Genomic DNA, 23,397 nt, shown 5'->3' on the forward strand with positions numbered 1-23,397 from the left:
GATGGTCGGATGCGCCTGATCTTCGCCGGAACGCCCGAGATCGCCGTCCCGACGTTGGCCGCCCTGGAGGGCGCGGGCCACCAGATCGTGGCGGTCCTCACCCAGCCCGACGCCCCCGGCAAGAGGGGCCGCACGCTGCACCCGTCGCCCGTCAAGGAGTACGCGCTCGCGCGCGGCCTCGACGTGTGGACGCCGGAGAAGGCGTCCGCGCCCGAGATCGTCGCGCGCGTGAAGGAGCTCGAGGTCGACGCGGCCGCCGTGGTCGCGTACGGCCAGATCCTCCGCCCCCGCCTGCTCGAGGCGGTCCGCCTCGCGTGGGTGAACCTGCACTTCTCGGTCCTGCCGACGTGGCGCGGGGCCGCCCCCGTCCAGCGCGCCATCATGGCCGGCGACGAGATCACGGGCGCCTCCACCTTCGTCATCGAGAAGGGCCTCGACACCGGGCCGGTGATCGGCACGCTCACCGAGCGCATCCGTCCCACGGACACCGCGGGCGACCTGCTGGACCGGCTCGCCGGGCTCGGCGCGCCGCTCATGGTGCAGTCGCTCGAGCTGCTCGACTCCGGCCAGGCCCGCCCCGCCCCCCAGGGCGACGACGACGTCAGCTACGCCGAGAAGCTCTCGCGGGACGATGCGTACGTCGCCTGGGAGCTGCCCGCCCACGTGGTCGACCGGAGGGTCCGCGGCTGCACGCCGGCACCCGGCGCGTGGACCACGCTGCCCGACGGCTCCGTCGCGAAGCTCGGCTCCGTCTCGCCACGGCCGCGGCGCGCCGGCACCGTGCCCGGCCAGGTGCGGCTCGAGGAGGGCGAGGTGCTGGTCGGCACCGGCACCGACCCCGTCGCGCTCAGCACGATCGCGCCCGCGGGCAAGAAGCCGATGGACGCCGCCGCCTGGTGGCGCGGCGCCCGCCTGGGCGAGGGCGCCCAGCTGGGAGAGGCATGAGCACCGCGCGCGACGTCGCCTACGACTGCGTGATGGCGGTCTCCACCGAGGGCGCCTACGCCAACCTGCTCATGCCGACCCTGCTCGAGCGCGCGCGCCTCGAGGGCCGCGACGCCGGCTTCGCCACCGAGCTCGCCTACGGGACGCTCCGGATGCGCGGCCTCTACGACGCCATCATCGAGCGCGCCGCCGGACGCGACCCCCGCGATCTCGACCCCGAGGTGCGCGTCGCCGTGTGGCTCGGCACCCACCAGCACCTCGCGATGCGGGTGCCCCCGCACGCCGCCGTCAACGAGACCGTCGACCAGGTCCGCCGCGAGCGCGGCGTGGGCGCCTCGAAGTTCGCCAACGCCGTCATGCGGCGCGTGACCGAGCGGGACGCCGCGGAGTGGATGGAGGCCGTCGGCACCACCCTCGCGACGCGCCACTCGCATCCCGCGTGGGTGGTGGAGGAGCTCGAGGCCGCGCTCGCCGCCGACGGCCACGACGGCGAGGTCGCCGCGCTGCTCGAGTCCGACAACTCGCCCGCGCGCGTCACCCTGGTCGCCCGTCCGGGGCTGATCGACCGCGAGGAGCTCATCCAGCAGGCAGGCGGCGAGGCGGGCGAGTACTCGCCCTACGCCGTGGTGCTGCCCGGAGGCCGCCCGGGCGACCTCGAGGCCGTCGCCGAGGGCACCGCCGCCGTCCAGGACGAGGGCAGCCAGGTGGTCGCCGCCGCGCTGGCCGCCGTCCAGCCCATCGAGCCGGGCGAGCGCTGGCTGGACCTGTGCTCCGGCCCCGGCGGCAAGGCGGCCCTGCTGGGCGCGCTCGCCGCCGACGGCGCCGCGACCCTCGACGCCGTCGAGCTCCACCCGCACCGCGCCGCCCTGGTCCGCCAGTCCACGCGCGCCGTGCCGGAGGGCGTCGTCACCGTGCATACCGGGGACGGGACCACGTACGGCGAGAGCGGCGCCTACGACCGCATCGTCCTGGATGCCCCCTGCTCCGGACTCGGTGCCCTCAGGAGGCGCCCCGAGTCCCGCTGGCGCCGTCAGCCCGAGGACCTGCCCGAGCTGGTCGCGCTCCAGAAGGCGCTGCTCGCCAACGCCGAGCGGCTGCTCGCCCCCGGCGGCGTGCTCGCCTACATCACGTGCTCGCCCGTGCTCGCGGAGACCCGCGAGATCGTGGCCGGCAGCACGCTGCGCCAGCGGGACGCCCGCGAGGCCGTCGCGGGGGTCACCGGCACCGAGCCCCGCATGTGGGGCGAGGGTCCCCATGTTCAGCTGTGGACGCACATCCACGGCACGGACGCGATGTTCCTCGCGTTGCTCGAGAAGCCCCTGGCATAGGCCGCGCTACGCTCCCGATGGACCCAAGGAGCGCCGATGCCGTATCAGGACATGTCCCTCGACCAGCTCGAGGCGTACCGGCCCGTGCTCACCGCACCCGCCGACTTCGACGCCCGCTGGGCCGCGACCCTCGCCGAGACGCGCGCGCACCCGCTCGACGTGCGACTCGAGCGGGTCGCGTCGCCGCTGCGCCTCGTGGACGTGTGGGACGTCACCTTCTCGGGCTTCGGCGGGGACCGCATCCGCGCGTGGCTCGTCACCCCGGCGGGCGCCGTCGGCCCGCTGCCGACCATCGTCCAGTTCAACGGCTACGGGGGCGGGCGCGGGATGCCGCACGAGCGGCTGTTCTGGGTCACCGCCGGCTACGCGCACCTGGTGATGGACACGCGCGGCCAGGGCTCGGCGTGGGGCACCGGCGGGCACACGCCGGACGCCTCGGGCGGCGGCGACGCCGCCGCGCCCGCCCACCCGGGATACATGACGCGCGGCATCCTCGACTTCGAGACCTACTACTACCGCCGCGTCTACGCCGATGCCGTGAGGGCCGTCGAGGCGGCACGCAGCCTCGCGGTGGTGGACGATGCGCGGGTCGTGGTCGCCGGCGGCAGCCAGGGCGGCGGGATCGCGATCGCGGCGGCCGGCCTCACGGACGTCGCGGCGGCGCTCGTCGACGTGCCGTTCCTGTGCCACATCGAGCGCGGCATCGACATCGCCGACACCGACCCCTACCAGGAGGTGGCGCGCTACCTGGCCGTGCATCGTCTCCACGAGGACGCGGCCCTCGCGACGCTCGCCTACGTCGACGGCGTCCACCACGCCGCGCGCGCGACCGCGCCGGCGCTGTTCTCCGCCGCGCTGCGCGACCCCACGTGCCCGCCGTCGACGGTGTTCGCGGCGTACCGTGCGTGGGGCGGCGAGGCGGCGATCGAGACCTACCGCTTCAACGGCCACGAGGGCGGCGACGCCTACCAGCAGCTGCGCCAGGCCGCGTTCCTCGAGGAGAGGTGGCGTTGACATGACGATCCCCGGTGACGAGACGTACCTCGCGGAGCAGCGCGCCGACCTCCTGCGCTTCATGACGGGGTCGCGACGCCCCGAGGGCTTCGGCTGGCTCGACGAGCGGGGCGGCGTGGACCTCGCACGCCCCGTGGAGCTGTGGATCACGTGCCGCATGACCCACGTCGCGGCGCTCGGTCTGCTCGCGGACGAGCCTCCCGCGGCCGGCGGGCCCTCGCGCGCCGAGCTGGCGGAGATCGCCGAGCACGGCGTGCGGGCACTGGCGCGCGGCCCGCTCCACGACGCCCAGCACGGCGGCTGGTTCGCGGCCGCGTCCGACGGCGCAGCCGCCGACACCGCGAAGCAGGCGTACGGGCACGCGTTCGTGGTGCTCGCCGCATCGTCCGCCGTCGCGGCGCACGTGCCGGGGGCCGATGCGCTGCTCGCCGACGCGCTCGCCACGTCCCTCACCCGGTTCTGGGACGACGCGGAGGGCCTGTCCGTCGAGGAGTGGGACGCGGCGTGGACCACCCTGGACCCGTACCGCGGGGTCAACGCGAACATGCACACCGTCGAGGCGTACCTGGCGGCCGGCGACGTGACGGGGGACAGGGCGTGGCACGTGCGCGCAGGCCGGATCGCGGCGCGCGTGGCCGGCTGGGCCCGGGACAACGGCTGGCGCATCCCGGAGCACTTCGACGCCGCCTGGACGCCGATGCTCGAGCACCACCGCGACGAGCCGGCCCACCCGTTCCGCCCGTACGGCGCGACCGTCGGGCACGGCCTCGAGTGGGCGCGCCTCATGCTCTCGGTCGACGCGTCGCTCGGCACGGACAACCTCCGTGAGGCGGCGATCGCGCTGTACGACCGCGCCGTCGCCGACGGCTGGGACGTCGACGGCGAGCCCGGATTCGTCTACACCACCGACTGGTCGGGAGCGCCCGTGGTCCGCGAGCGCATGCACTGGGTGCTCGCCGAGGCCGTCAACGCCGCCGAGGCGCTGCGCCAGGTCACCGGCGAGCCCCGCTACGCCGCCGACGCCGCCGCCTGGTGGGGCTACGCCGACGCGTGCTTGGTCGACCACGTCGACGGCTCGTGGCACCACGAGCTCGATCCGTGGAACCGGCCTGCCCGCACCGTCTGGCCGGGAAAGCCGGACGTCTATCACGCCTACCAGGCCGCGCTGCTGCCCGTCCTGCCCCTCGCGCCCTCGTTCGCGAGCGCCCTGGCCGAACGCTGACCCCCACTAGGCTCGTGCCCATGGGCATCCAGATCGCGCCGAGCATCCTCTCCGCGGACTTCGCCAACCTCGAGCGGGACATCGTCGCCGTCAAGGACGCCGATTGGCTCCACGTCGACGTGATGGACGGGCACTTCGTGCCCAACCTCACGCTGGGGCTGCCGGTGGTCGAGCGCATCGCCCAGGTCTCGCCGCTGCCCGTCGACGCGCACCTCATGATCGAGGACCCCGACCGCTGGGCGCCGCGCTACGCCGAGATCGGCGCCGCGTCGGTGACGTTCCACCTCGAGGCCGCCCGCGACCCGCGCACCATCGCGGCAGACCTCCGCTCGCTCGGCGCCCGCGCGAGCTGCGCGATCAAGCCCGGCACCCCCGTCGAGGACGTGCTGCCGCTGCTCGACACGCTCGACATGGTGCTCGTCATGACGGTCGAGCCCGGGTTCGGGGGCCAGGCGTTCATGGCCGACATGATGCCCAAGCTCACCACTCTGCGCGCCGCCGCCGATGCCGCGGGCCGGGACATCTGGCTGCAGGCCGACGGCGGCGTCGCGCGCGACACCATCGCGACCGTGGTCGAGGCGGGTGGCGACGTCCTGGTCGCGGGCTCCGCCATCTACGGTGCCCCGGACCGGGGAGCCGAGATCGAGGCCCTGCGCGCGCTGGGCCAGGCGGCCGTCCATGGATGACGCCGCCCACCTCACCCGCGCCGTCGAGCTCGCCCTGCGCGGCCCGGCGTACGGCCCCAACCCGCGCGTCGGCTGCGTCATCGTGTCGCGCGACGGCGTGGTCCTGGGCGAGGGCTGGCACCACGGCGCGGGCACCCCGCACGCCGAGCCCACCGCGCTGGACGATGCGGCGCGGCGCGGGAACGACGTCACCGGCGCCACGGCGTACGTCACGCTCGAGCCCTGCAACCACACCGGCCGCACCGGGCCGTGCACCGACGCGCTCACGCGCGCGGGCATCGGCGCCGTCGTGTACGCCGTCGAGGACCCCAACCCTGAGGCCGCCGGCGGGGGAGAGGTGCTGCGCTCCCGCGGCATCGACGCCCGCTTCACGCCGCTGGACGCCGCGGCCGCGGTGACCCGCCGCTGGCGCGGCGCCGTCGCGCACCAGCGCCCCTGGGTGATCGCCAAGTGGGCCCAGACCCTCGACGGCCGCACCGCCGCCGCCGACGGCACCAGCTTCTGGATCACGGGCGAGGAGGCCCGCGCCCACGCCCACGGCGTGCGCGCCGAGGTCGACGCGATCCTGGTCGGCACCGGCACGGTACGCGCCGACGACCCGGCGCTGTCGGCCCGCCCTCCCCACGTCGCGGACCCCCACCAGCCGTTACGGGCCGTGATGGGCCTCACCGACACGTTCGGCGCCAAGGTGTGGCGCGACGACCACGCGGTCGCGCTGCGCACCCGCGACCCACACGAGGCGCTCGCCGCGCTCGAGGCACGCGAGGTGCGTACGGTGGTCGTCGAGGGCGGCGGCACCATCACGACGGCGTTCCTCCGGGCCGGCCTGGTCGACGAGGTCCACGCCTACATCGCGCCGGCGATCCTCGGCTCGGGCACGAACGCCGTGGGAGACCTGGGAATCGCCACCATGGGCGGAGCGTTGAGGGGCCTGGACGTGACCGCGACCGTCCTGGGCGTCGATACGCTGGTCACCGCCTTCTTCCAGAGAGGACTGCAGTAGATGTTCACCGGCATCGTCGAGTCCCTCGGCACCGTCACCGAGGTGACCGGTTCCGAGGCGAGCGCTCGGCTCACCATCGAGGCCCCCGGCCTCACCCACCTTGTCCACGGCGAGTCCATCGCGGTCCAGGGCGTCTGCCTCACGGTCGCCTCCCACGAGGGCAGCACGTGGACCGCGGACGTCATGCGCGTCACGCTCGAGACCTCGTCGCTCGGCGGCCTCGTCGCCGGGTCCCAGGTCAACCTCGAGCGGGCCACGCCCGCCGGCGGTCGTCTGGGCGGCCACATCATGCAGGGCCACGTCGACGGCGTCGCGACGCTCGCGGCGCGCGACGCGCAGGCCGAGTGGACGGACCTCACGTTCGAGATCCCCGCCGACCTCGCCCGCTACGTGGTGCGCAAGGGGTCGATCGCGCTCAACGGCGTGTCCCTCACGGTCGCCGAGCTCGACGACAACCGCGTCACCGTGTCGCTCATCCCGACCACGCTGGCCGAGACCACCTTCGGCGCCGCCCGCGTGGGCGACCGCGCCAACGTCGAGGTCGACGTGGTCGCGAAGTACGTCGAGAAGCTCGTGGCGGCGCACGCATGAGCGTCGACGTGATCGCGCTGGTCGAGCAGGCGCTCGAGGAGCTGCGCGCGGGCAAGCCCGTGCTCGTGTCCGACTCGCGCGACCGCGAGGACGAGGCCGACTTCATCATGGCCGCGCAGACCGCGACCGCTGACTGGGTCGCCTGGGGCATCCGCCACTCGTCGGGCTACCTGTGCGCGCCCATGCCCACCGAGCGCGCCGACGCGCTGAGCCTGCCGCTCATGGTGCCCTCGAGCCAGGACCCGCGCCGTACCGCGTACACGGTGTCCGTGGACGCCGCCGTCGGCGTCACCACGGGCATCTCCGCGGCGGACCGCACCACCACCCTCAAGGTGCTGGCGAACCCCGACGCCACCGCGGAGGACCTCATCCGTCCCGGCCACGTGCTGCCGCTGCGCGCCGTGCCCGGGGGAGTGCTGCATCGTCCCGGCCACACCGAGGCGTGCGTGGATCTGTGCCGCCTGGCGGGCCTCGAGCCCGTGGGTGTGATCGGTGAGATGGTGAACGACGACGGCACGATGATGCGTCAGGGTGACACCACCGCGATCGCGGAGCGCGACGGCCTGACCTTCCTCACCATCGCCGACCTCATCGAATACCGCCGCGCCGTGGGCGACCAGCCGCCGCCGGTCGAGCCGCGCCCCGAGCGCGTGCTCCACGTGGGCTCCTCGCGCCTGCCCACCCGGCACGGCGAGGTCACCGCCCACGCGTACCGCGACGCCCGCACCGGCGACGAGCACGTCGCGCTCGTGGTCGAGCCCAAGGACGGCATCGTCCCCGTGGTCCGCGTGCACTCCGAGTGCCTCACGGGCGACGCGTTCGGCTCGCTGCGCTGCGACTGCGGCCCCCAGCTCGACGCCTCCATCGCACGGATCGTCGAGGAGGGCGGCGCGGTCGTGTACCTGCGCGGCCACGAGGGCCGCGGCATCGGCATCGCCGCGAAGATCCAGGCGTACGCGCTGCAGGACCAGGGCTACGACACCGTCGACGCGAACACCCACCTGGGACTGCCGGTCGACCGTCGCGAGTACGGCGCGGCCGCATCGATCCTGCACGACCTGGGCCTGACCCGGATCCGCCTGCTGACGAACAACCCGGCCAAGGTCGAGGGCCTGCGCGCCTCCGGCGTGGACTGCATCGAGCGCATCCCGCACCGCGTGGGCGCGCACCCCGAGAACGAGCACTACCTCCGCACCAAGGTCGAGCGGATGGGACACCTGTTGGGAGACAACGCATGAGCGGAGCCGGAGCACCGGCCGTCGAGGTCGACGCCCAGGGCATGACGGTTGAGATCGTCGCGAGCAGCTGGCACACCGAGGTCATGGACGGCCTGGTCGCGGGCGCGATCCGCGCCGCCGAGAAGGCGGGCGCGTCGTACCGCGTCACGCGTGTCCCGGGCGCGTTCGAGCTGCCCGTGGTCGCGGAGGCGCTCGCCCGCAAGGGAGCCGACGCGATCGCGTGCCTCGGCGTCGTGATCCGCGGCGGCACGCCGCACTTCGAGTACGTGTGCGACGCCGTCACCCGCGGACTCACCGACGTGGCGCGCACCCACGCGACGCCCGTGGGCTTCGGCATCCTCACCACCGACGACGACGCGCAGGCCCTCGACCGTGCCGGCCTGCCCGGATCCAGCGAGGACAAGGGCGCCGAGGCCGTCGAGGCGGCCCTCGCGACCGCCGCGGTGCTGAAGGGCCTGTAACCGCCCCTAGGCTCGGGGCATGGACACCGACGTTCTCCATCTCCGCGCCTCCGGCGTGTCCGTGCTGCTCGACCTGAGCGACGGCCGCCTGCCCCGGATCGCCCACTGGGGCGCCGACCTCGGGAGCCTGTCCGACGAGGCCGCCGCGGCGCTGGTGAGCACGGGTCGCGGCGGCTTCGCCTTCGGCGGGCTCGACTCGGCGCACGCCGTGTCGGTGCTGCCCGAGCACTCCTACGGATGGCTGGGCACGCCCGGGCTCGAGGGCTCGCGCGCGGGCCGCGACCACTCGACGCGCTTCGTCGTGACGGACGTCGCGCGCACCCCGGACGGCGTCGAGGTCACGGCGGACGATGCGGACGCCGCCCTGCGCGTGCGGGTCGACATCGAGCTGCTCGCCTCAGGCCTGCTGCGCGCTCGCGCGACGCTCACGAGCCTCGGCGGAGAGCCCTACGAGGTGAGTGCGCTCGCGCCGATGCTGCCCGTGCCGCCCGTCGCGGCGGAGCTGCTCGACTTCACGGGCCGCTGGCTGCGCGAGCGCACCCCGCAGCGCACCCCGTTCACGGTGGGCACGCGCCTGCGCGAGTCCCGCGCGGGCAAGCCCGGCCACGATTCGGCCTTCCTGGTGGCGGCCGGCACGCCCGCATTCGGGTTCGCGCGGGGGGAGGTGTGGATGGCGCACGTCGCCTGGTCCGGCAACGTCCGCACCCTCGCCGAGCGCGGCCGCGCGGGCGACTCCCTCATCGGCGGCGGGGAGCTGCTCCTGCCCGGCGAGGTGCGCCTCGCGGCGGGGGAGTCCTACGCGTCGCCGTGGGTCTACGGCGCGTACGGCGCGACCGGCCTCGACGAGGCCTCCGCCCGCGTCCACCGGTGGCTGCGCGCCAGGCCCGAGCACCCGCATCGTCCCCGGCCCGTCACCGTCAACACGTGGGAGGCCGTCTACTTCGATCACGACCACGCGCGCCTGCTCGCGCTCGCCGACGCGGCCGCGGCCGTGGGCGCCGAGCGGTTCGTGCTCGACGACGGCTGGTTCCGCCACCGCCGCGCCGACAACGCGGGCCTGGGCGACTGGCACGTCGACGAGGGCGTCTACCCCGACGGGCTGGGCTTCCTCGCGGACCACGTGCGCGGCCTGGGGCTCGAGTTCGGGCTGTGGGTCGAGCCCGAGATGATCAACCCCGACTCCGACCTCGCGCGCGCCCACCCCGAGTGGATCGCGCAGGCCGGGCACGGCCGGCTCCCGCTCGAGGAGCGCCACCAGCAGGTGCTCGACCTCACCCACGCCGACGCGTACGCGTCCATCGAGGAGCGCCTCCACGCGCTCGTCGCGGAGCTGCGTCCCGCCTACCTCAAGTGGGATCACAACCGCGTGCTGCTCGAGGCGGGGTCGTCGGCCACCGGCCGGCCCATCGTCCGCGAGCAGACCCTCGCGTTCTACCGCCTCATCGACGGGCTCAGGGAGGCGTTCCCCGGCCTCGAGATCGAGTCGTGCTCCGGCGGCGGCGCGCGCATCGACCTCGAGGTGCTCGGGCGCACCGACCGCGTGTGGGCCTCCGACTGCAACGACCCGCTCGAGCGCCAGTCCATCCAGCGGTGGACGCAGCTGCTCGTGCCGCCGGAGATGATCGGCGCCCACGTGGGCCCGCCCGCCGCGCACACCACCGGCCGCACGGCGTCGCTCGGCTTCCGCTTCGCGACGGCGTTGTTCGGTCACCTGGGGCTCGAGTGGGACGTGACGGCGGACGATGCGGTGGCGGCGCGGGACGAGATCGCCGCCTGGGTGGCGCTCCACAAGACCCTGCGGCCGGTGCTGCACGGCGGCACCGTGGTGACCACGGACCTGGCCGACGACGCGTACGCGGTCCACGGCGTCGTGGCGGAGGACCTGAGCGAGGCCGTCTACTCGATCGCGGCGCTGCGCCTGCCCCTGACCGCGGAGGCGGGCCCCGTGCGGCTCGGCGGGCTCGACGCCGACGCGTCGTACGAGGTCGGGGTGCTCGTCCCGGACGCCGGGGGCGAGGCGCCCGGGCGCGCGCTGCCCGCCTGGTGGGGGCGCACGGTGACGCTCACCGGCCGCGCGCTCGCCGTGCGCGGCGTCCAGGTGCCGGCGCTGCCCCCGGAGGACGCCGTGCTGCTGCGCGCCCGCCGGGTCGGGGACCGATGAGGGATCAGGGCCGATAGGCTGACCGGCGTGAAGACGTTCGAGAGCCTGTTCGAGGAACTGCAGCGACGCGCCGTGGAGCGCCCCGAGGGTTCGAGCACCGTGGCGATGCTCGACAAGGGCGTCCATGCCATCGGCAAGAAGCTGGTGGAGGAGGCCGCCGAGTCGTGGATGGCCTGCGAGTTCCAGACCGCCGACGAGGCGGCCGAGGAGATCTCCCAGCTCCTGTACTGGGCCCAGGTGATGATGGTCGCCAAGGGCCTCTCGCTCGACGACGTCTACAAGAACCTCTAGGAGAGAGCCGTGCTCCGCATCGCCGTGCCCAACAAGGGCTCCCTGTCCGACCCCGCCATCGAGCTGCTCAAGGAGGCCGGCTACAAGCAGCGCCGCGACCCCCGTGAGCTCGTGATGGTGGACGAGCGCAACAACGTCGAGTTCTTCTTCCTGCGTCCCCGTGACGTCGCCGTCTACGTGGGCTCCGGCACGGTCGACGCCGGCATCACCGGCCGCGACCTGCTCATCGACTCGGGCGCCGACGCGGTCGAGCACCTCGAGCTCGGGTTCGGCGGCTCGACGTTCCGCTACGCGGCCGCGCCCGGCGTCGCCACGTCCATCCAGGACATCGAGGGCCAGCGCGTCGCGACCAGCTACCCGCGCCTGGTCGAGCAGCACCTCGCCTCGCACGGCGTGACCGCGCGCGTGGTCCGCCTCGACGGCGCCGTCGAGTCCTCGGTGCGACTCGGCGTCGCCGACGTGGTCGCGGACGTCGTGTCCACGGGCACCACGCTGCGCGCCGCGGGCCTCGAGATCTTCGGGGAGCCCATCCTGTCCTCCGAGGCGATCCTCATCCGCGCGCAGGACGCGCCGGCCGAGGACATCGCGATCGTCACGGGCCGCCTGCGCGGCGTGCTCACGGCCCGCCGGTTCGTGCTCGTCGACTACGACGTCCCCTCGGACCGCCTCGACGCGGCCATCGCCGTGAGCCCCGGCTTCGAGGCGCCCACGGTCACCCCGCTGCACGGCTCCGACTGGCACGCGGTGCGCGTCATGGTGCCGCGCGCCGAGATGAACCACATCATGGACGCCCTCTACGCGGTGGGGGCGCGCGCGATCCTCACCACCGAGCTGCTCGCGGTCCGCGTCTGATGGCGCAGGTCTCCAAGCCGGAGCGCCTGCTCAACCTCATCATCGGGCTGTCGTCGACGCGGCACCGCCTCACGCGCGACCACATCCGCGACACGATCGAGGGCTACGAGCCGCTGCCCTTCGGAGCGTCCGAGGAGGACGTGCGCAAGGCCGAGCAGTCCTTCGAGCGCATGTTCGAGCGCGACAAGAAGGAGCTGCGCGAGCTGGGCGTGCCGATCGAGACCGTCGAGGACCCCGTCCACGGCGACGAGATCGGCTACCGCATCCGCCCCGCCGAGGCGGCGATGCCGGCGCTCGACCTCACCGCGGCGGAGCTCGCGGTGCTGGGCATCGCGACCGACTACTGGCGCGGCGCCGTGCTCGGCGCGGACGCCACCCAGGCGGTCATGAAGCTTGCCTCGTCGGCGGAGCACGGCCCCCGCGTCGAGCTGCCGTTCGCGGCGCTGCCCGCCGTCGCGGGCGACGCGTTCGCGACGCTCGTCGAGGCCGTCGCCGACCGTCAGACCGTGCGCTTCGAGTACTCCTCCGTGAGCTCGGGCGCGGGCACCCGCACCATCGAGCCGTGGCGCGTGGTGCTGCGCGCCGGCATCGCGTACGTGATCGGCTTCGACCGCGACCGCGAGGCGCCCCGCACGTTCCGCGTGCAGCGCATCGGCGGCGCCGTCGCCCCCGTGGGCGAGACCGGCGCCTACACGATCCCGCAGGAGATCCCGCTCGGCGCGCTCGCCGAGAGCGATGACGTCCGCACCGCCCGCGTCGCGCTGCGCCCCGAGTCGGGCCACGCGCTGCGCCGCCGCGGCACCCCCGCGGGCGTCGACGGCGGCTGGGACCTCTACGACGTCGCGTACGCGCACGCCGATGCGGTGGTCGCCGAGGTCCTCGCGCTCGCCGGCGGCGCGCGCATCGTCTCCCCGGCCGAGCTCGCTCAGGCCGTCGTCAAGGCCGCCACGGCGGCGCTGGAGGTGGAGCGTGGCTGAGCAGGCCCGCGACCGGCTCGTGCTGATGCTGGGCATCCTCACCTACGTCGAGCGCCACGGCGACACGCCGTTCTCCGACCTCGCCGAGCACTTCGGCGTGAGCGTCGACCAGGTCCGCGCGGACATCAACGCGCTGTGGCTCGCGTCCGAGCCGGGCGACTCGTGGTCGCCCATCGACTTCTCCGCCGACGCCTACGACTCCGACGTCGCCGCGCTCGTGCGCAACGACGGCGTGTCCCAGGTGCGGCTGTCGCCCCGCGAGGCGGTCGCGCTCGTGGGCGCGCTGTCGACCATGGGCGCGGCGGGCGCGCTGCCGGAGGCCGGCACGCAGGCCCTCGACAAGCTGCGCACGGCGCTGAGCGAGCCCGTCACCGTCATCGGCGACGACCACGTGGCGCCCGAGCTCCGCGAGGCGCTGCTGTCCGCCATCTCCCGGTACCGCCAGGCGCGCCTCGACTACACCGACGCGCAGGACCGGCGCACCACCCGCATCGTCGACCCGCACCGCCTGGTCGTCATCGACGGCCACGCGTACCTCGAGTGCTTCTGCCGGCGCGCCGAGGACTACCGGGTGCTGCGCCTGGAGCGCATGGCGTCGGTCGAGGTGCTCGACGGCGCCGTCGAGCACCCGCCCACGGACAGCGCGGGCTTCAGCCTCACGCCCGCGTTCTCGGCGACGGTGCGCGTCGCGCGCGCCGGCCGGTTCGCGCTCGAGGACATGCCCGGCGTGCGCATCGAGGACGCGGAGGAGGACGTGATCGCGACGTTCGACGTGGCCGACGCCGCGTGGGTCGCGGGCCGCCTGCTGTCCGTCGCGCCGCACCTGCGTGAGATCCAGCCGAACCGCCTGGTCGACGCGCTCCACCGGCAGGCACGTTCGGTGCTTGACGTCCAGCGCTAGACTGAGCGCTCTCAGACCGCTTCGAAGGAGCATCCCCGCATGGGCCGCAACGAGATCCTCATCGTCCTGCTGATCGTCCTGCTGCTGTTCGGCGCCCCGAAGCTGCCGCAGCTCGCGCGCTCGCTCGGCCAGTCGATGCGCATCCTCAAGGACGAGACCACCTCGCTCGCCGGCGACGACAAGCAGGCGGACAGCAAGGCCGCTGCCGAGGAGAAGCCCGCGGTGACGTCCGCGGACGAGCCGCGTGACGGCGACAAGTAGGTCTCGCCGGAACAACCCCGATGCTCGGATGCCGCTTGCCGAGCATCTGAGGGAGTTCCGCAAGCGGATCGTGCTGGCCGCCGTGGGCATCGCCCTCGGCATGGTGGCCGGCTGGTACCTCTACACGCCCGTCTTCGAGGCGCTGCAGAAGCCCGTGCTCGACGCGGCGCGGCAGGACGATGCGCTGGTCACCGTCAACTTCTCGGGCATCGCCACCGCGCTCGACATGCAGATCAAGATGTCGCTGGTGCTGGGCATCGTGGTGAGCGCGCCGTGGTGGCTGTACCAGCTGTGGGCGTTCGTCGCCCCCGGCCTGCACCAGCGCGAGCGGCGCTACACCTTCGCGTTCCTCGGCGCCGCGGTGCCGTTGTTCTTCTCCGGCGTCGCGTTCGGGTGGTGGGTGTTCCCGCGCGCCATCCGCGTGCTCACGGGCTTCACGCCCGACGGCGCGGCGAACTTCCTGGACGCCCAGCTGTTCATGACGTTCGCGATGCGGCTCATCCTCGCGTTCGGCCTCGCGTTCGTGTTCCCCGTGGTGATGGTCGCCCTCACGTGGACCCGCCTCGTGCGCGGGCGGACGTGGCTGCACGGCTGGCGATGGGCCGTGTTCCTCATCTTCCTCGCCGCCGCGATCCTCACGCCCACGCCGGACGCCGTGACGATGCTGTTCATGGCGGGGCCGATGGTGGTGCTGTACTTCTCCGCGGTCGGGATCTGCATGCTGCGCGACCGGTCCTTCGAGCGCCGACAGGACCGTGAGGCCGTCGAGTGAGGACCATCGGGATCATCACCAATCCGACATCGGGGTCGGGTCGGGGCCTCAGGTGGGGCGTGGAGGCCAAGTCCGCGCTCGCCGCCGGCGGCCACCGCCTGGTCGACCTGTCCCGGGGCTCCTGGGCCGCGTCGTACGAGGCCGCGATGGCGCATCGGTCCTCGCTCGACGCCCTGGTCGTGGTGGGCGGGGACGGCATGGTGCACCTGGGGCTGCAGGTGTGCGCCGAGACGGACCTGCCGCTGGGCATCGTCGCGGCCGGGTCGGGCGACGACATCGCGTCGTCGGTCGGCCTGGTGCGCCACGACATCCCGGCCGCGATCGCCCGCATCGAGGCGGGCCTGCGCGGCGAGACGATCCGCGTCGACGTGGGCAAGGTCTCCGGCGACGCCGTGGAGGAGCCGGGCCGGCCGCGCTACTTCGGCGCAGTGCTGTCGGCCGGCCTCGACGCCGAGGTCGCCTCCTACGCCCGCGGCCTCACGCATCCGCGCGGGCCGCTCAAGTACATGGTCGCGACCGCGGCCGTGCTGCCGCGCTTCCGCCCTTACGGCGTCACCATCACCGCGGACGGCCGCACCTGGACCCAGACGTGCACGCTCGTGGCGGTCGCCAACGCGTCGGTGTTCGGCGGCGGGCTCATCCTGTCGCCCGAGTCGAGCATCGTCGACGGTCGGCTCGAGCTCGCGACCGCCGACGCGATGTCGCGCCGCCACGTGATGCGGTTGTTCCCCAAGCTGCGCGACGCCTCGCACGTGGGCGACCCGCGCGTGACCATCCAGCAGGTCGACTCCGTCACCCTCACGCCGCACCCGGCGGGAGGGCCCCTGCCCGCCGCGTTCGCGGACGGGGAGCTCGTGGGAGCCGCGCCCGTCACCATCACCGTCGCCCCGTCGTCGCTGACGGTGCTCGGCGGTCGCGTGCCGGCGCCCGGAGGCACAGTAGCCTGACGGCATGACCAGCCCCGCCGAGCGCTACGCGGCGGCGCGCGAGCGCGCCCGCCATGCCGACCTCGTGGAGTTCGAGGCCGAGCTCCCCTTCCCGCTCGACCCGTTCCAGCGCGAGGCCTCCGAGGCCGTCGCGGACGGCCACAGCGTCCTGGTCGCGGCACCCACCGGGGCCGGCAAGACCCTGGTCGGCGAGTACGCGGTGCGCCACGCCTTCGGGCAGGGCGAGAAGGCGTTCTACACGACGCCCATCAAGGCGCTGTCCAACCAGAAGTTCCGCGACCTCGTGCGCGCCTACGGGCCGTCGCGCGTGGGGCTGCTCACGGGCGACACCACCATCAATCCCGACGCGGACATCGTGGTGATGACCACCGAGGTCCTGCGCAACATGATCTACGCGGGCTCCGACACCATCGAGCGCCTCGGCGTCGTGATCCTCGACGAGGTCCACTACCTCGCGGACCGCTTCCGCGGCTCGGTGTGGGAGGAGGTCATCATCCACCTGCCCGAGCGCACCTCGATCGTCGCCCTGTCGGCGACCGTGTCGAACGCCGAGGAGTTCGGCGCCTGGCTGCGCGAGGTCCGGGGCGACACGCGCGTGGTGGTGTCCGAGCATCGTCCCGTGCCCCTGTGGCCGCACGTCCTGCTGCGCGAGGGGATCTACGACCTCTACGCGCCCGGCGTCGACCCGCAGGACCCGGGCCTCACCCCGCGCCTCAACCCCGAGGTCGAGGCGCTCGCCAAGCGGTCGCGGCGCGAGCCGGCGGGCCGTCCCACGCGCGGAGGGCGCCGTCCCGAGGGCCGCCGCGCCCCGCCGCGCTTCGCCGTCGTCGACGTGCTCGACCGCAACGGGCTGCTGCCCGCGATCGTGTTCGTGTTCTCCCGTGCCGGCTGCGAGGACGCGGTCGACCAGGTCCGCGCGGCAGGCATGGTGCTCACCACGGAGGCCGAGCGGCACGAGATCGCGGCGATCGTCGAGGAACGATGCGCGGGCATCCCCACCGAGGACCTGGGCGCCCTGGGCTACGGTCACTGGCGCGACCACCTCGAGGCGGGCATCGCGGCGCACCACGCCGGCATGATCCCCCTGTTCAAGGAGGTCGTCGAGGAGCTGTTCGGCAAGGGCCTCATCAAGGTCGTCTACGCGACCGAGACCCTCGCCCTGGGCATCAACATGCCCGCCCGATCCGTGGTGCTGGAGAAGCTCGTCAAGTGGGACGGGCAGGGGCACAAGGACCTCACCGCGGGGGAGTACACGCAGCTGACCGGACGCGCGGGACGCCGCGGCATCGACGTCGAGGGGCACGCCGTGGTGGTCGAGCACCCCGGCTTCGACGCGACCCAGCTGGGCCGCCTGGCCTCGCGTCGCACGTACCCGCTCATCAGCTCGTTCCAGCCGACCTACAACATGGCGATCAACCTGGTCGCGCAGCTCGGTGTGGACCGGGCGCGCGAGGTGCTCGAGATGTCGTTCGCGCAGTACCAGGCCGACCAGTCCGTGGTGGGCAAGGCCCGCAAGGCGCGTGAGCTCGAGTCGACCCTGCGCGGGTACGCCGAGGCGGCGCGCTGCGACAAGGGCGACTTCATGGAGTACGCGGCGCTGCGCGAGCGGCTCGGCCGGCTGCAGAAGCAGGCTGCGAAGGCGTCCACGCGTGCGCGCCAGGAGGCCACCGCGTCTACCCTCGCGGCGCTGCGGCGCGGCGACGTGGTGCGGGTCGGCGGGGGTCGCCGTGCCGGGCTCGCGGTCATCGTGGAGCCGGACGACAACCCGGTCGCGCCCCGGCCCGTCGTGGTCACGGAGCAGGCGCGCGTCCACCGGCTCGCGGTGTCGGAGCTGCATCACGGCATCGAGACGGTCGGCGTGGTGCGTCTGCCGCGGCGGTTCGACTCGCGCAACGCCCGCTCGCGGCGCGAGGCCGCGCAGGTGATCGCCGACGCGCGCGGCGGCTTCGAGGCGACCCGCTCCCGCCGCCGCGATCCCGTGGAGAGCGCGACCGCGGATGCCGAGCTCGAGGTGCGCCGCCTCATGCGCGAGCACCCGTGCCACCAGTGCCCCGACCGGGAGGCGCACGCCCGCTGGGCCGAGCGCTATCACCGCACCCTGCGCGACAAGGACCGCGTCACGGGCGAGATCCAGCGCGCCACCGGATCGATCGCGCGCGTGTTCGACAGGCGCCTGCAGATCCTCGACGCGCTGGACTACGTCGAGATGGTGGACGGCGCGCCCGAGCTCACCAAGCACGGCGAGATGATGCGGCGCCTGTACGCCGAGAACGACATCGTGATCGCCGAGGCGCTGCGCACCGGCGCGTGGGAGGGTCTGCACCCGCCTGCCCTCGCCGCCGCCGTCTCGACGCTGCTCTACCAGGGGCGACGCGCGGACGAGAGCTCTGCCCCGCACGTGCCCGGCGGCCCCAACGGCGTCCTCGGGCGGGCCCTCAAGGAGACCGTGCGGCTGTGGTCGCGGATCGACGACATGCAGCGCGAGCGCGGCCTTCCCGACCTGCCCGCGCCCCACTGGGGCATCGTCGGACCCATCCACGGCTGGGCCCAGGGCAAGGGCCTCGACGCCGTGCTCAAGGGCTCGGAGATCGCGCCCGGCGACATGGTGCGCTGGTGCAAGCAGGTGATCGACGCGCTCGAGCAGATCGAGGACATCGCGCCGACCGCCGGCACCCGCGCCTCGGCGATCGCGGCCACCAAGGCGATGCGCAGGGGAGTGGTCGCGTACTGATCCCGGCCGGGGCATGCCTGCACGCCGCACCACCCGGAACCGCATAGGGTTGCCTGGTGCTGACCGGACTGAGGAACCTCCTGCTGGCCGCCGCCGCGGGGTTCGCCCTCAACCTGGCCTTCCCCGACACCGGCTGGTGGGCGCTCGCGCCCGTCTCGGTCGCCGTCCTGTGGTGGGTGCTCGAGGGCGCCACCGCGTGGCGGGCCTGCGGCCTGGGGTGGGTGTACGGGTTCGTGTTCATGCTGCCGCACCTGTGGTGGGCCGACTTCGCGGTCGGCGCCATCCCGTGGATCGCGCTGAGCGCCGCCGAGGCGGTCGCGTGGGCGCTCATGGCCGGCGCGTGGGCGCACGTGCGCCGCTCCGGCATCCTCGACGCGCACCGCTGGGCCGAGACGCTCGTCTTCGCCGGCCTGTGGGTCGCCGCGGAGCAGCTGCGCGGCCTGGTGCCGTTCGGCGGCTTCCCGTGGGGTCGCATCGGCTACGCGTTCCCGGACGTGCCGCTCGCGCGCCTCGCCTGGCTCGGCGGCGTCCCGCTGGTCACGTTCGCGGCCGTGCTCACCGGAGCCCTCCTCGGGCTCGCGTGGGAGGCGGCACGCACCCGCCGCCTCGTGATCGCGGCCCTCGCCCCCGTGCTCGCGCTCGGCGTCCTGGGCGCTGGCTGGCTGGTCCCGCTCGACAACCAGGCGGAGGATGGGACGATGCGCGTGGCGGCCGTCCAGGGCAACGTGCCCGACCTGGGGCTCGAGTCGTTCGCCCAGGCGCGGCTCGTCACCGAGAACCACCTCGCGGAGACCAAGCGCCTCGCCGAGGACATCGCCGACAACCCCGTCGACCTGGTGGTGTGGCCCGAGAACGCCACCGACATCGACCCCCGCGTGGACGCGGAGTCCGACGCGGCCGTCCAGGAGGCCATCGCGGCCGTCCACGCGCCGCTGCTGCTCGGCACCGTCGACTACACGCCAGTGAACGGCCGCTACAACACGATGCTGCTGTACGGGAAGAACGGCACCGTGCTCGACACGTACTCGAAGCAGCGGCCCGCGCCGTTCGCCGAGTACGTCCCCATGCGCAGCATCGCGCGCCTGTTCGCGCCCATCGTGGACCAGGTCACCGACATGCTCCCCGGGACCGGGCCTGCCGTCATCGACGTGCCGTTCAAGGACGGCGCGGTACGCGTCGCGACCCCCATCTGCTTCGAGGTCGCCTACGACTCGATCGTGCGCGACGCCGTCGCCAAGGGCGCCGAGCTCCTCATCGTGCCCACCAACAACGCCACGTTCGGCCGCACCGCCGAGAGCACGCAGCAGCTCCAGATGACCCGCATGCGCGCGATCGAGTCCGGCCGCTGGGCCATCCAGATCTCCACGGTCGGCGTGAGCGCCGTGGTCGACCCGTCCGGGCGCATCGTCGACGAGACCGAGCTCTTCACCGCCGACCACATGGTCGAGCGTGTCGGCCTGCGCACGTCGCTCACGCCCGCGACCCGCGTCGGCTGGTTCACCGGCTGGGCGTTCCTCCTGGTCCCGGCCCTGATCGCGGGCCTCGCGATCCGCGCCCGCATCGCCGCGAGGTACGACTGGTGAGGACCCTCGTCATCATCCCCACCTACAACGAGCGCGAGTCGCTGCCGCGCCAGATCTCGGCCGTCCACGGCGCCGCGCCCGAGGTCGACATCCTCGTCGTCGACGACGGCTCGCCCGACGGCACCGGCGACTGGGCGCAGGCCGCGTCAGAGACGGACGGCCGCATCCACGTCCTGCGTCGCACCGCCAAGAACGGGCTCGGCGCCGCCTACCTCGCCGGCTTCGCGTGGGGGCTTGACCGCGGCTACGACCTGCTGTGCGAGATGGACGCGGACGGCTCCCACCGCGGACGGGACCTGCCCACCCTGCTCGCGCGCGCATCGTCCGCCGACCTGGTGATCGGCTCCCGCTGGATCCCCGGCGGCAGCGTGGTCAACTGGCCGCGCCACCGCCTGCTGCTGTCCACGGGCGCGAACACGTACGTGCGGCTCGCGCTGGGCCTGAGGGTGCACGATGCGACGGCCGGCTTCCGCGTCTACCGCGCCGACGTGCTGCGCCGCCTCGCGCTGGGCGACGTCGAGTCGCAGGGCTACTGCTTCCAGATCGACATGGCCTGGCGCGTGCTGCGCGCGGGCGGCACGGTCGCGGAGGTGCCCATCACGTTCGTCGAGCGGGAGGCGGGGGAGTCCAAGATGAGCGGCGCGATCATCCGCGAGGCCCTGGTGAAGGTCACCGCGTGGGGCGTCGCGCATCGTGCCCACCAGCTCGCCGACCTGCTGCCCGGACGTTCCCGGGCATGAGAACGGGCCCCGCCGGATGACGGGGCCCGTGACGTCTCTCGGGATCTAGCGCCGGCTGGCGCGGAGAAGCTCGAGTCGCTCCTCGAGCAGCTCCTCCAGCTCGGGGATGGTCCGGCGCTCCAGCAGCATGTCCCAATGGGTGCGCTGGGGCTTGACCTCCTTGGGCTCGGGGCGGTCGCCGTCCCTCAGCAGCGCGAGGGCGCCGCAGTGGCACTCCCACGAGAGGGGGACGTCCGCCTCGACCGAGAACGGCATCGACACCACGTGCCCGTTGGGGCAGTCGTAGTGGACCTCGATGCGCTCGGCGAGCTCGGCGTTGTGGATCGATTCCATCGACTGGGTACCCAGTCGCATCCCTCGAAGCGCGCGGTCAGCCATGGCGTCCTCCTTCCCGCAGGCGGGCGCCTGCACGCGGACATAACGAGCGTAGCGGGTGAGTTGTTCCTGGTTCGGGGTGGGAATCGGGTCGCCGAGGCAAGGGTGGACGCGGCGGGGCGCCGCGTTAGACTTAGCCAAGCAGCCTTAGTCCACTCCCGAGGAGGTCCGCGCCATGCGCACGGTCAACATCCATGAGGCGAAGACGCAGCTGTCGCGCCTCGTCGCCGCGACCGAGGGTGGCGAGACCATCGTCATCGCCCGCGCCGGCGTGCCGGTCGCGCGCCTGGTGCCGGTCGACGCGCCGGCGACGCCCGCGCGGGTCGGCTTCCTCGCGGCGACCATCCCCGACGACTTCGACGACTGGGGGGTCGACGACGCCGTCGCCCTGTTCGAGGGAAGGTGATGCGCACGCTGTTCGACACCCACGTGCTGCTCTGGATCGCGACGGACCACCCTCGCCTCGCCGGCGACCTCCGCGCCGTCGCCCTCGCGGACTCGACCGAGCCGTGCTTCTCCGCGGCAAGCATCTGGGAGGTGGCCATCAAGGCGGATCTCGGGCGTCCCGACTTCGACGTCGAGCCGGCGGCGCTTCGCCGCGGCCTGCTCGCCAACGGCTTCGAGGAGGTCGCCATCACGGGCGAGCACGCCGCGGAAGTCCGTGCGCTGCCTGGCATCCATCGCGACCCGTTCGACCGGGTGCTCGTCGCTCAGGCCCGCGTCGAGCGCCTCCCGCTCGTCACGGTCGACATGAAGCTCGCAGGCTACGGGGAGCCGGTCCGCGTCGTCAGCGCGTGAGCGCGGGCTCCCGCGTCGGGCGCCCCTCCGGCACGGGACGATGCGCGGGTCGGCTCGCGTACGCGCCCACGCCGACCGCGACGAGGATCAGTGCCGCGCCGGCCAGCTGCAGCGGCGCGAGCGCCTGGCCCAGCAGGACCCAGCCCAAGACCCCCGCCGTCAGCGGCGTGAGGAAGCTCAGCAGGCTGACCCGGCTCGCGGGGAGCCTGAGGATGCCGGAGAACCAGGCCAGATACGCCAGCGCGGTGCCCGGGATGGCGAGCCACGCATAGCCCAGCAGGTTCGTGCCGGTGAGGTGGGGGAGTGGCCCCTCGAGGAGAAGGGTCGGGACCACGAGCACGAGGCCGCCTGCGACCAGCTGCCAGCCCGTGAAGGCGAGCAGCGGGACCGGCCGCCCCCAGCGCTTGGTCAGCAGCACGCCCGAGGCGGTCGCCGCCGCCGAGCCGAGCCCCGCGAGCACGCCCCACGCGTCCATCCGGGCGCCGGGAGTGAGGACCAGCATGGCGACGCCGATCACGCCCGCGCCGGCCGCGGCGCGCGCCAGGGGAGCGACCCTCTCGTGGAGCACCGCGCCTGCCAGGGCGGTCACGAGCAGCGGGTGCACGGCGGCGAGGGTCGCGGCGACGCCGCCGGGGAGGCGGTACGCCGCCACGAACATGAGCGCGAAGAACGCACCGATGTTGAGGGTGCCCAGGACGGTCGCCTTCCACCACCAGGCGCCGCGGGGGAGGGTCCGGGTGATCGCCAGCAGGACGAGTCCGGCGGGCAGGGCGCGCAGGGTCGCGGTGAGCAGCGGTCGTCCGTCCGGCAGGAGCTCGGTGGTGACGAGGTAGGAGGTGCCCCACACCAGCGGCGCGAGCGAGGTGAGGGCGAGGGTGCGCGTGGGAGTCATGAGAGCCGTCCGATAAATCTTGAAGTCAAGATAATAGACGTATCTCGACGTCAAGATATTCCGCTGGCAGGATGGGCGCATGGTTTCACGGGAGGCAGACGCGATCGACGGCATCCTCGAGGCGTGGGCGCGCGAGCGTCCCGACCTCGACGTGAGCGCGCTTGCGGTGATCGGCAGGCTGTCGCGCTACGCGGCGCTGGTCCAGGTGCGGCTCGACCGGGTGTTCGCCGAGCACGGCCTGCAGTCCTGGGAGTTCGACGTGCTGTCGGCGTTGCGGCGGTCCGGTGCGCCGTACGAGCTCACGCCCGGCGAGCTGGATCGCGCGTTGCTCATCACGTCGGGCACCACGACGCATCGCATCCAGCGGCTCGAGGCGCGCGGGTTCGTCACGCGACATCGTGACGAGGCCGACAGGCGCATCGTCCGTGTGCGCCTCACCGAGACCGGCCGCGCGGCTCACGAGGCCACGCATGACGCGCACGCCGCCAACGAGACGCGCATCCTGGCGGGGCTGAGCGGGGCGGATCGGGCCGACCTGCTCAGCGGCCTCCAGGCGCTGGGTCGCGTGCTGGGCGACACGGCGGACGATGCGGTGCACGCCTTGTCGGAAGGCGAGACGCCGGCTTAA

Annotated in this window: 25 protein-coding genes; 23 read left to right on the plus strand and 2 right to left on the minus strand. The window is 73.7% G+C overall.

Translation table 11 applies throughout. The annotated features are described in order from the left end of the window. The first annotated feature begins 9 nt into the window (after window positions 1-9). Genes fmt through AOM04_RS09940 form a run of 20 tightly spaced genes read left to right on the plus strand, consistent with a single transcriptional unit; the run spans window position 10 to window position 20,704 of the window. On the plus strand, window positions 10-945 hold the full coding sequence (fmt, locus tag AOM04_RS09845) for a methionyl-tRNA formyltransferase (RefSeq protein ID WP_062464611.1): 936 nt from the start codon (window positions 10-12) through the stop codon (window positions 943-945). After that, complete coding sequence (locus tag AOM04_RS09850) at window positions 942-2,273, plus strand: RsmB/NOP family class I SAM-dependent RNA methyltransferase (RefSeq protein WP_062464612.1); 1,332 nt, start codon at window positions 942-944, stop codon at window positions 2,271-2,273. Before fmt ends, AOM04_RS09850 begins: the two co-directional genes overlap by 4 nt. Before the next feature lie 36 nt (window positions 2,274-2,309). Further along, window positions 2,310-3,287, plus strand: a complete 978-nt coding sequence (locus tag AOM04_RS09855) for an acetylxylan esterase (RefSeq protein ID WP_062464613.1) — start codon at window positions 2,310-2,312, stop codon at window positions 3,285-3,287. 1 nt (window position 3,288) lies between these two features. After that, window positions 3,289-4,509, plus strand: a complete 1,221-nt coding sequence (locus tag AOM04_RS09860; protein ID WP_062464614.1) for an AGE family epimerase/isomerase — start codon at window positions 3,289-3,291, stop codon at window positions 4,507-4,509. Between the two features lie 20 nt (window positions 4,510-4,529). Beyond that, on the plus strand, window positions 4,530-5,195 hold the full coding sequence (rpe, locus tag AOM04_RS09865; RefSeq protein ID WP_062464615.1) for a ribulose-phosphate 3-epimerase: 666 nt from the start codon (window positions 4,530-4,532) through the stop codon (window positions 5,193-5,195). Further along, window positions 5,188-6,198 carry a bifunctional diaminohydroxyphosphoribosylaminopyrimidine deaminase/5-amino-6-(5-phosphoribosylamino)uracil reductase RibD gene (gene ribD, locus AOM04_RS09870; RefSeq protein ID WP_062464616.1) on the plus strand — a complete coding sequence of 337 codons (1,011 nt, stop codon included), beginning with the start codon at window positions 5,188-5,190 and terminating at the stop codon, window positions 6,196-6,198. Before rpe ends, ribD begins: the two co-directional genes overlap by 8 nt. Further along, window positions 6,199-6,789, plus strand: a complete 591-nt coding sequence (locus AOM04_RS09875; RefSeq protein WP_062464617.1) for a riboflavin synthase — start codon at window positions 6,199-6,201, stop codon at window positions 6,787-6,789. Then, the gene (gene ribA / locus AOM04_RS09880) at window positions 6,786-8,027 is read left to right on the plus strand and encodes a GTP cyclohydrolase II (RefSeq protein ID WP_174447670.1); all 1,242 of its coding nucleotides are present in this window, start codon (window positions 6,786-6,788) and stop codon (window positions 8,025-8,027) included. The genes AOM04_RS09875 and ribA overlap by 4 nt, the downstream gene beginning before the upstream one ends. Beyond that, window positions 8,024-8,488, plus strand: coding sequence for a 6,7-dimethyl-8-ribityllumazine synthase (gene ribH, locus AOM04_RS09885; RefSeq protein WP_062464618.1), 465 nt, complete (start codon window positions 8,024-8,026; stop codon window positions 8,486-8,488). The genes ribA and ribH overlap by 4 nt, the downstream gene beginning before the upstream one ends. Before the next feature lie 19 nt (window positions 8,489-8,507). Next, complete coding sequence (locus tag AOM04_RS09890) at window positions 8,508-10,649, plus strand: alpha-galactosidase (RefSeq protein WP_062464619.1); 2,142 nt, start codon at window positions 8,508-8,510, stop codon at window positions 10,647-10,649. A 27-nt stretch (window positions 10,650-10,676) separates the two neighbouring features. Then, on the plus strand, window positions 10,677-10,940 hold the full coding sequence (locus tag AOM04_RS09895) for a phosphoribosyl-ATP diphosphatase (RefSeq protein ID WP_062464620.1): 264 nt from the start codon (window positions 10,677-10,679) through the stop codon (window positions 10,938-10,940). Window positions 10,941-10,949: 9 nt separating this feature from the next. Beyond that, entirely contained in the window at window positions 10,950-11,792 is an 843-nt protein-coding gene (gene hisG / locus AOM04_RS09900) for an ATP phosphoribosyltransferase (RefSeq protein WP_062464621.1), read from the plus strand. After that, the gene (locus tag AOM04_RS09905) at window positions 11,792-12,769 is read left to right on the plus strand and encodes a helix-turn-helix transcriptional regulator (protein ID WP_062464622.1); all 978 of its coding nucleotides are present in this window, start codon (window positions 11,792-11,794) and stop codon (window positions 12,767-12,769) included. Before hisG ends, AOM04_RS09905 begins: the two co-directional genes overlap by 1 nt. After that, the gene (locus AOM04_RS09910; protein WP_062464623.1) at window positions 12,762-13,670 is read left to right on the plus strand and encodes a helix-turn-helix transcriptional regulator; all 909 of its coding nucleotides are present in this window, start codon (window positions 12,762-12,764) and stop codon (window positions 13,668-13,670) included. The genes AOM04_RS09905 and AOM04_RS09910 overlap by 8 nt, the downstream gene beginning before the upstream one ends. A 39-nt stretch (window positions 13,671-13,709) precedes the next feature. Then, a complete protein-coding gene (locus tag AOM04_RS09915) occupies window positions 13,710-13,931 on the plus strand; it encodes a twin-arginine translocase TatA/TatE family subunit (protein ID WP_062464624.1) in 222 nt (73 codons plus the stop codon). 28 nt (window positions 13,932-13,959) lie between these two features. Continuing rightward, window positions 13,960-14,703, plus strand: coding sequence for a twin-arginine translocase subunit TatC (gene tatC / locus AOM04_RS09920; protein ID WP_062464625.1), 744 nt, complete (start codon window positions 13,960-13,962; stop codon window positions 14,701-14,703). Next, the gene (locus AOM04_RS09925) at window positions 14,700-15,650 is read left to right on the plus strand and encodes a diacylglycerol/lipid kinase family protein (protein WP_082104564.1); all 951 of its coding nucleotides are present in this window, start codon (window positions 14,700-14,702) and stop codon (window positions 15,648-15,650) included. The genes tatC and AOM04_RS09925 overlap by 4 nt, the downstream gene beginning before the upstream one ends. Window positions 15,651-15,654: 4 nt before the next feature. Beyond that, the gene (locus AOM04_RS09930; protein ID WP_062464627.1) at window positions 15,655-18,381 is read left to right on the plus strand and encodes a DEAD/DEAH box helicase; all 2,727 of its coding nucleotides are present in this window, start codon (window positions 15,655-15,657) and stop codon (window positions 18,379-18,381) included. Window positions 18,382-18,437: 56 nt separating this feature from the next. Continuing rightward, on the plus strand, window positions 18,438-19,964 hold the full coding sequence (gene lnt / locus AOM04_RS09935) for an apolipoprotein N-acyltransferase (protein WP_082104565.1): 1,527 nt from the start codon (window positions 18,438-18,440) through the stop codon (window positions 19,962-19,964). Continuing rightward, window positions 19,961-20,704 (plus strand): polyprenol monophosphomannose synthase, encoded by a 744-nt coding sequence (locus AOM04_RS09940; RefSeq protein ID WP_062464629.1) that lies wholly within the window; start codon window positions 19,961-19,963, stop codon window positions 20,702-20,704. The genes lnt and AOM04_RS09940 overlap by 4 nt, the downstream gene beginning before the upstream one ends. 45 nt (window positions 20,705-20,749) lie before the next feature. Here the strand turns inward: AOM04_RS09940 and AOM04_RS09945 are convergent, their stop codons facing one another. Further along, window positions 20,750-21,082, minus strand: a complete 333-nt coding sequence (locus tag AOM04_RS09945) for an RNA polymerase-binding protein RbpA (RefSeq protein ID WP_062464876.1) — start codon at window positions 21,080-21,082, stop codon at window positions 20,750-20,752. Between the two features lie 172 nt (window positions 21,083-21,254). On the opposite strand from AOM04_RS09945, the gene AOM04_RS09950 reads away from it, so the two are divergent. Both AOM04_RS09950 and AOM04_RS09955 read left to right on the plus strand, forming a co-directional pair. Then, window positions 21,255-21,485: a type II toxin-antitoxin system Phd/YefM family antitoxin gene (locus AOM04_RS09950; protein WP_062464630.1), complete on the plus strand. Its 231-nt coding sequence runs from the start codon at window positions 21,255-21,257 to the stop codon at window positions 21,483-21,485. Then, window positions 21,485-21,877: a type II toxin-antitoxin system VapC family toxin gene (locus AOM04_RS09955; protein ID WP_062464631.1), complete on the plus strand. Its 393-nt coding sequence runs from the start codon at window positions 21,485-21,487 to the stop codon at window positions 21,875-21,877. The genes AOM04_RS09950 and AOM04_RS09955 overlap by 1 nt, the downstream gene beginning before the upstream one ends. On the opposite strand, the gene AOM04_RS09960 is transcribed toward AOM04_RS09955, so the two are convergent. Further along, the gene (locus AOM04_RS09960; RefSeq protein WP_062464632.1) at window positions 21,867-22,769 is read right to left on the minus strand and encodes an EamA family transporter; all 903 of its coding nucleotides are present in this window, start codon (window positions 22,767-22,769) and stop codon (window positions 21,867-21,869) included. The two genes, AOM04_RS09955 and AOM04_RS09960, sit on opposite strands and share 11 nt — an antisense overlap. Before the next feature lie 79 nt (window positions 22,770-22,848). On the opposite strand from AOM04_RS09960, the gene AOM04_RS09965 reads away from it, so the two are divergent. Then, window positions 22,849-23,397, plus strand: a complete 549-nt coding sequence (locus AOM04_RS09965; protein WP_062464633.1) for a MarR family winged helix-turn-helix transcriptional regulator — start codon at window positions 22,849-22,851, stop codon at window positions 23,395-23,397.

Origin of the sequence: Demequina soli (assembly GCF_000971195.1) — a bacterium.
Lineage (GTDB): Bacteria > Actinomycetota > Actinomycetes > Actinomycetales > Demequinaceae > Demequina > Demequina soli.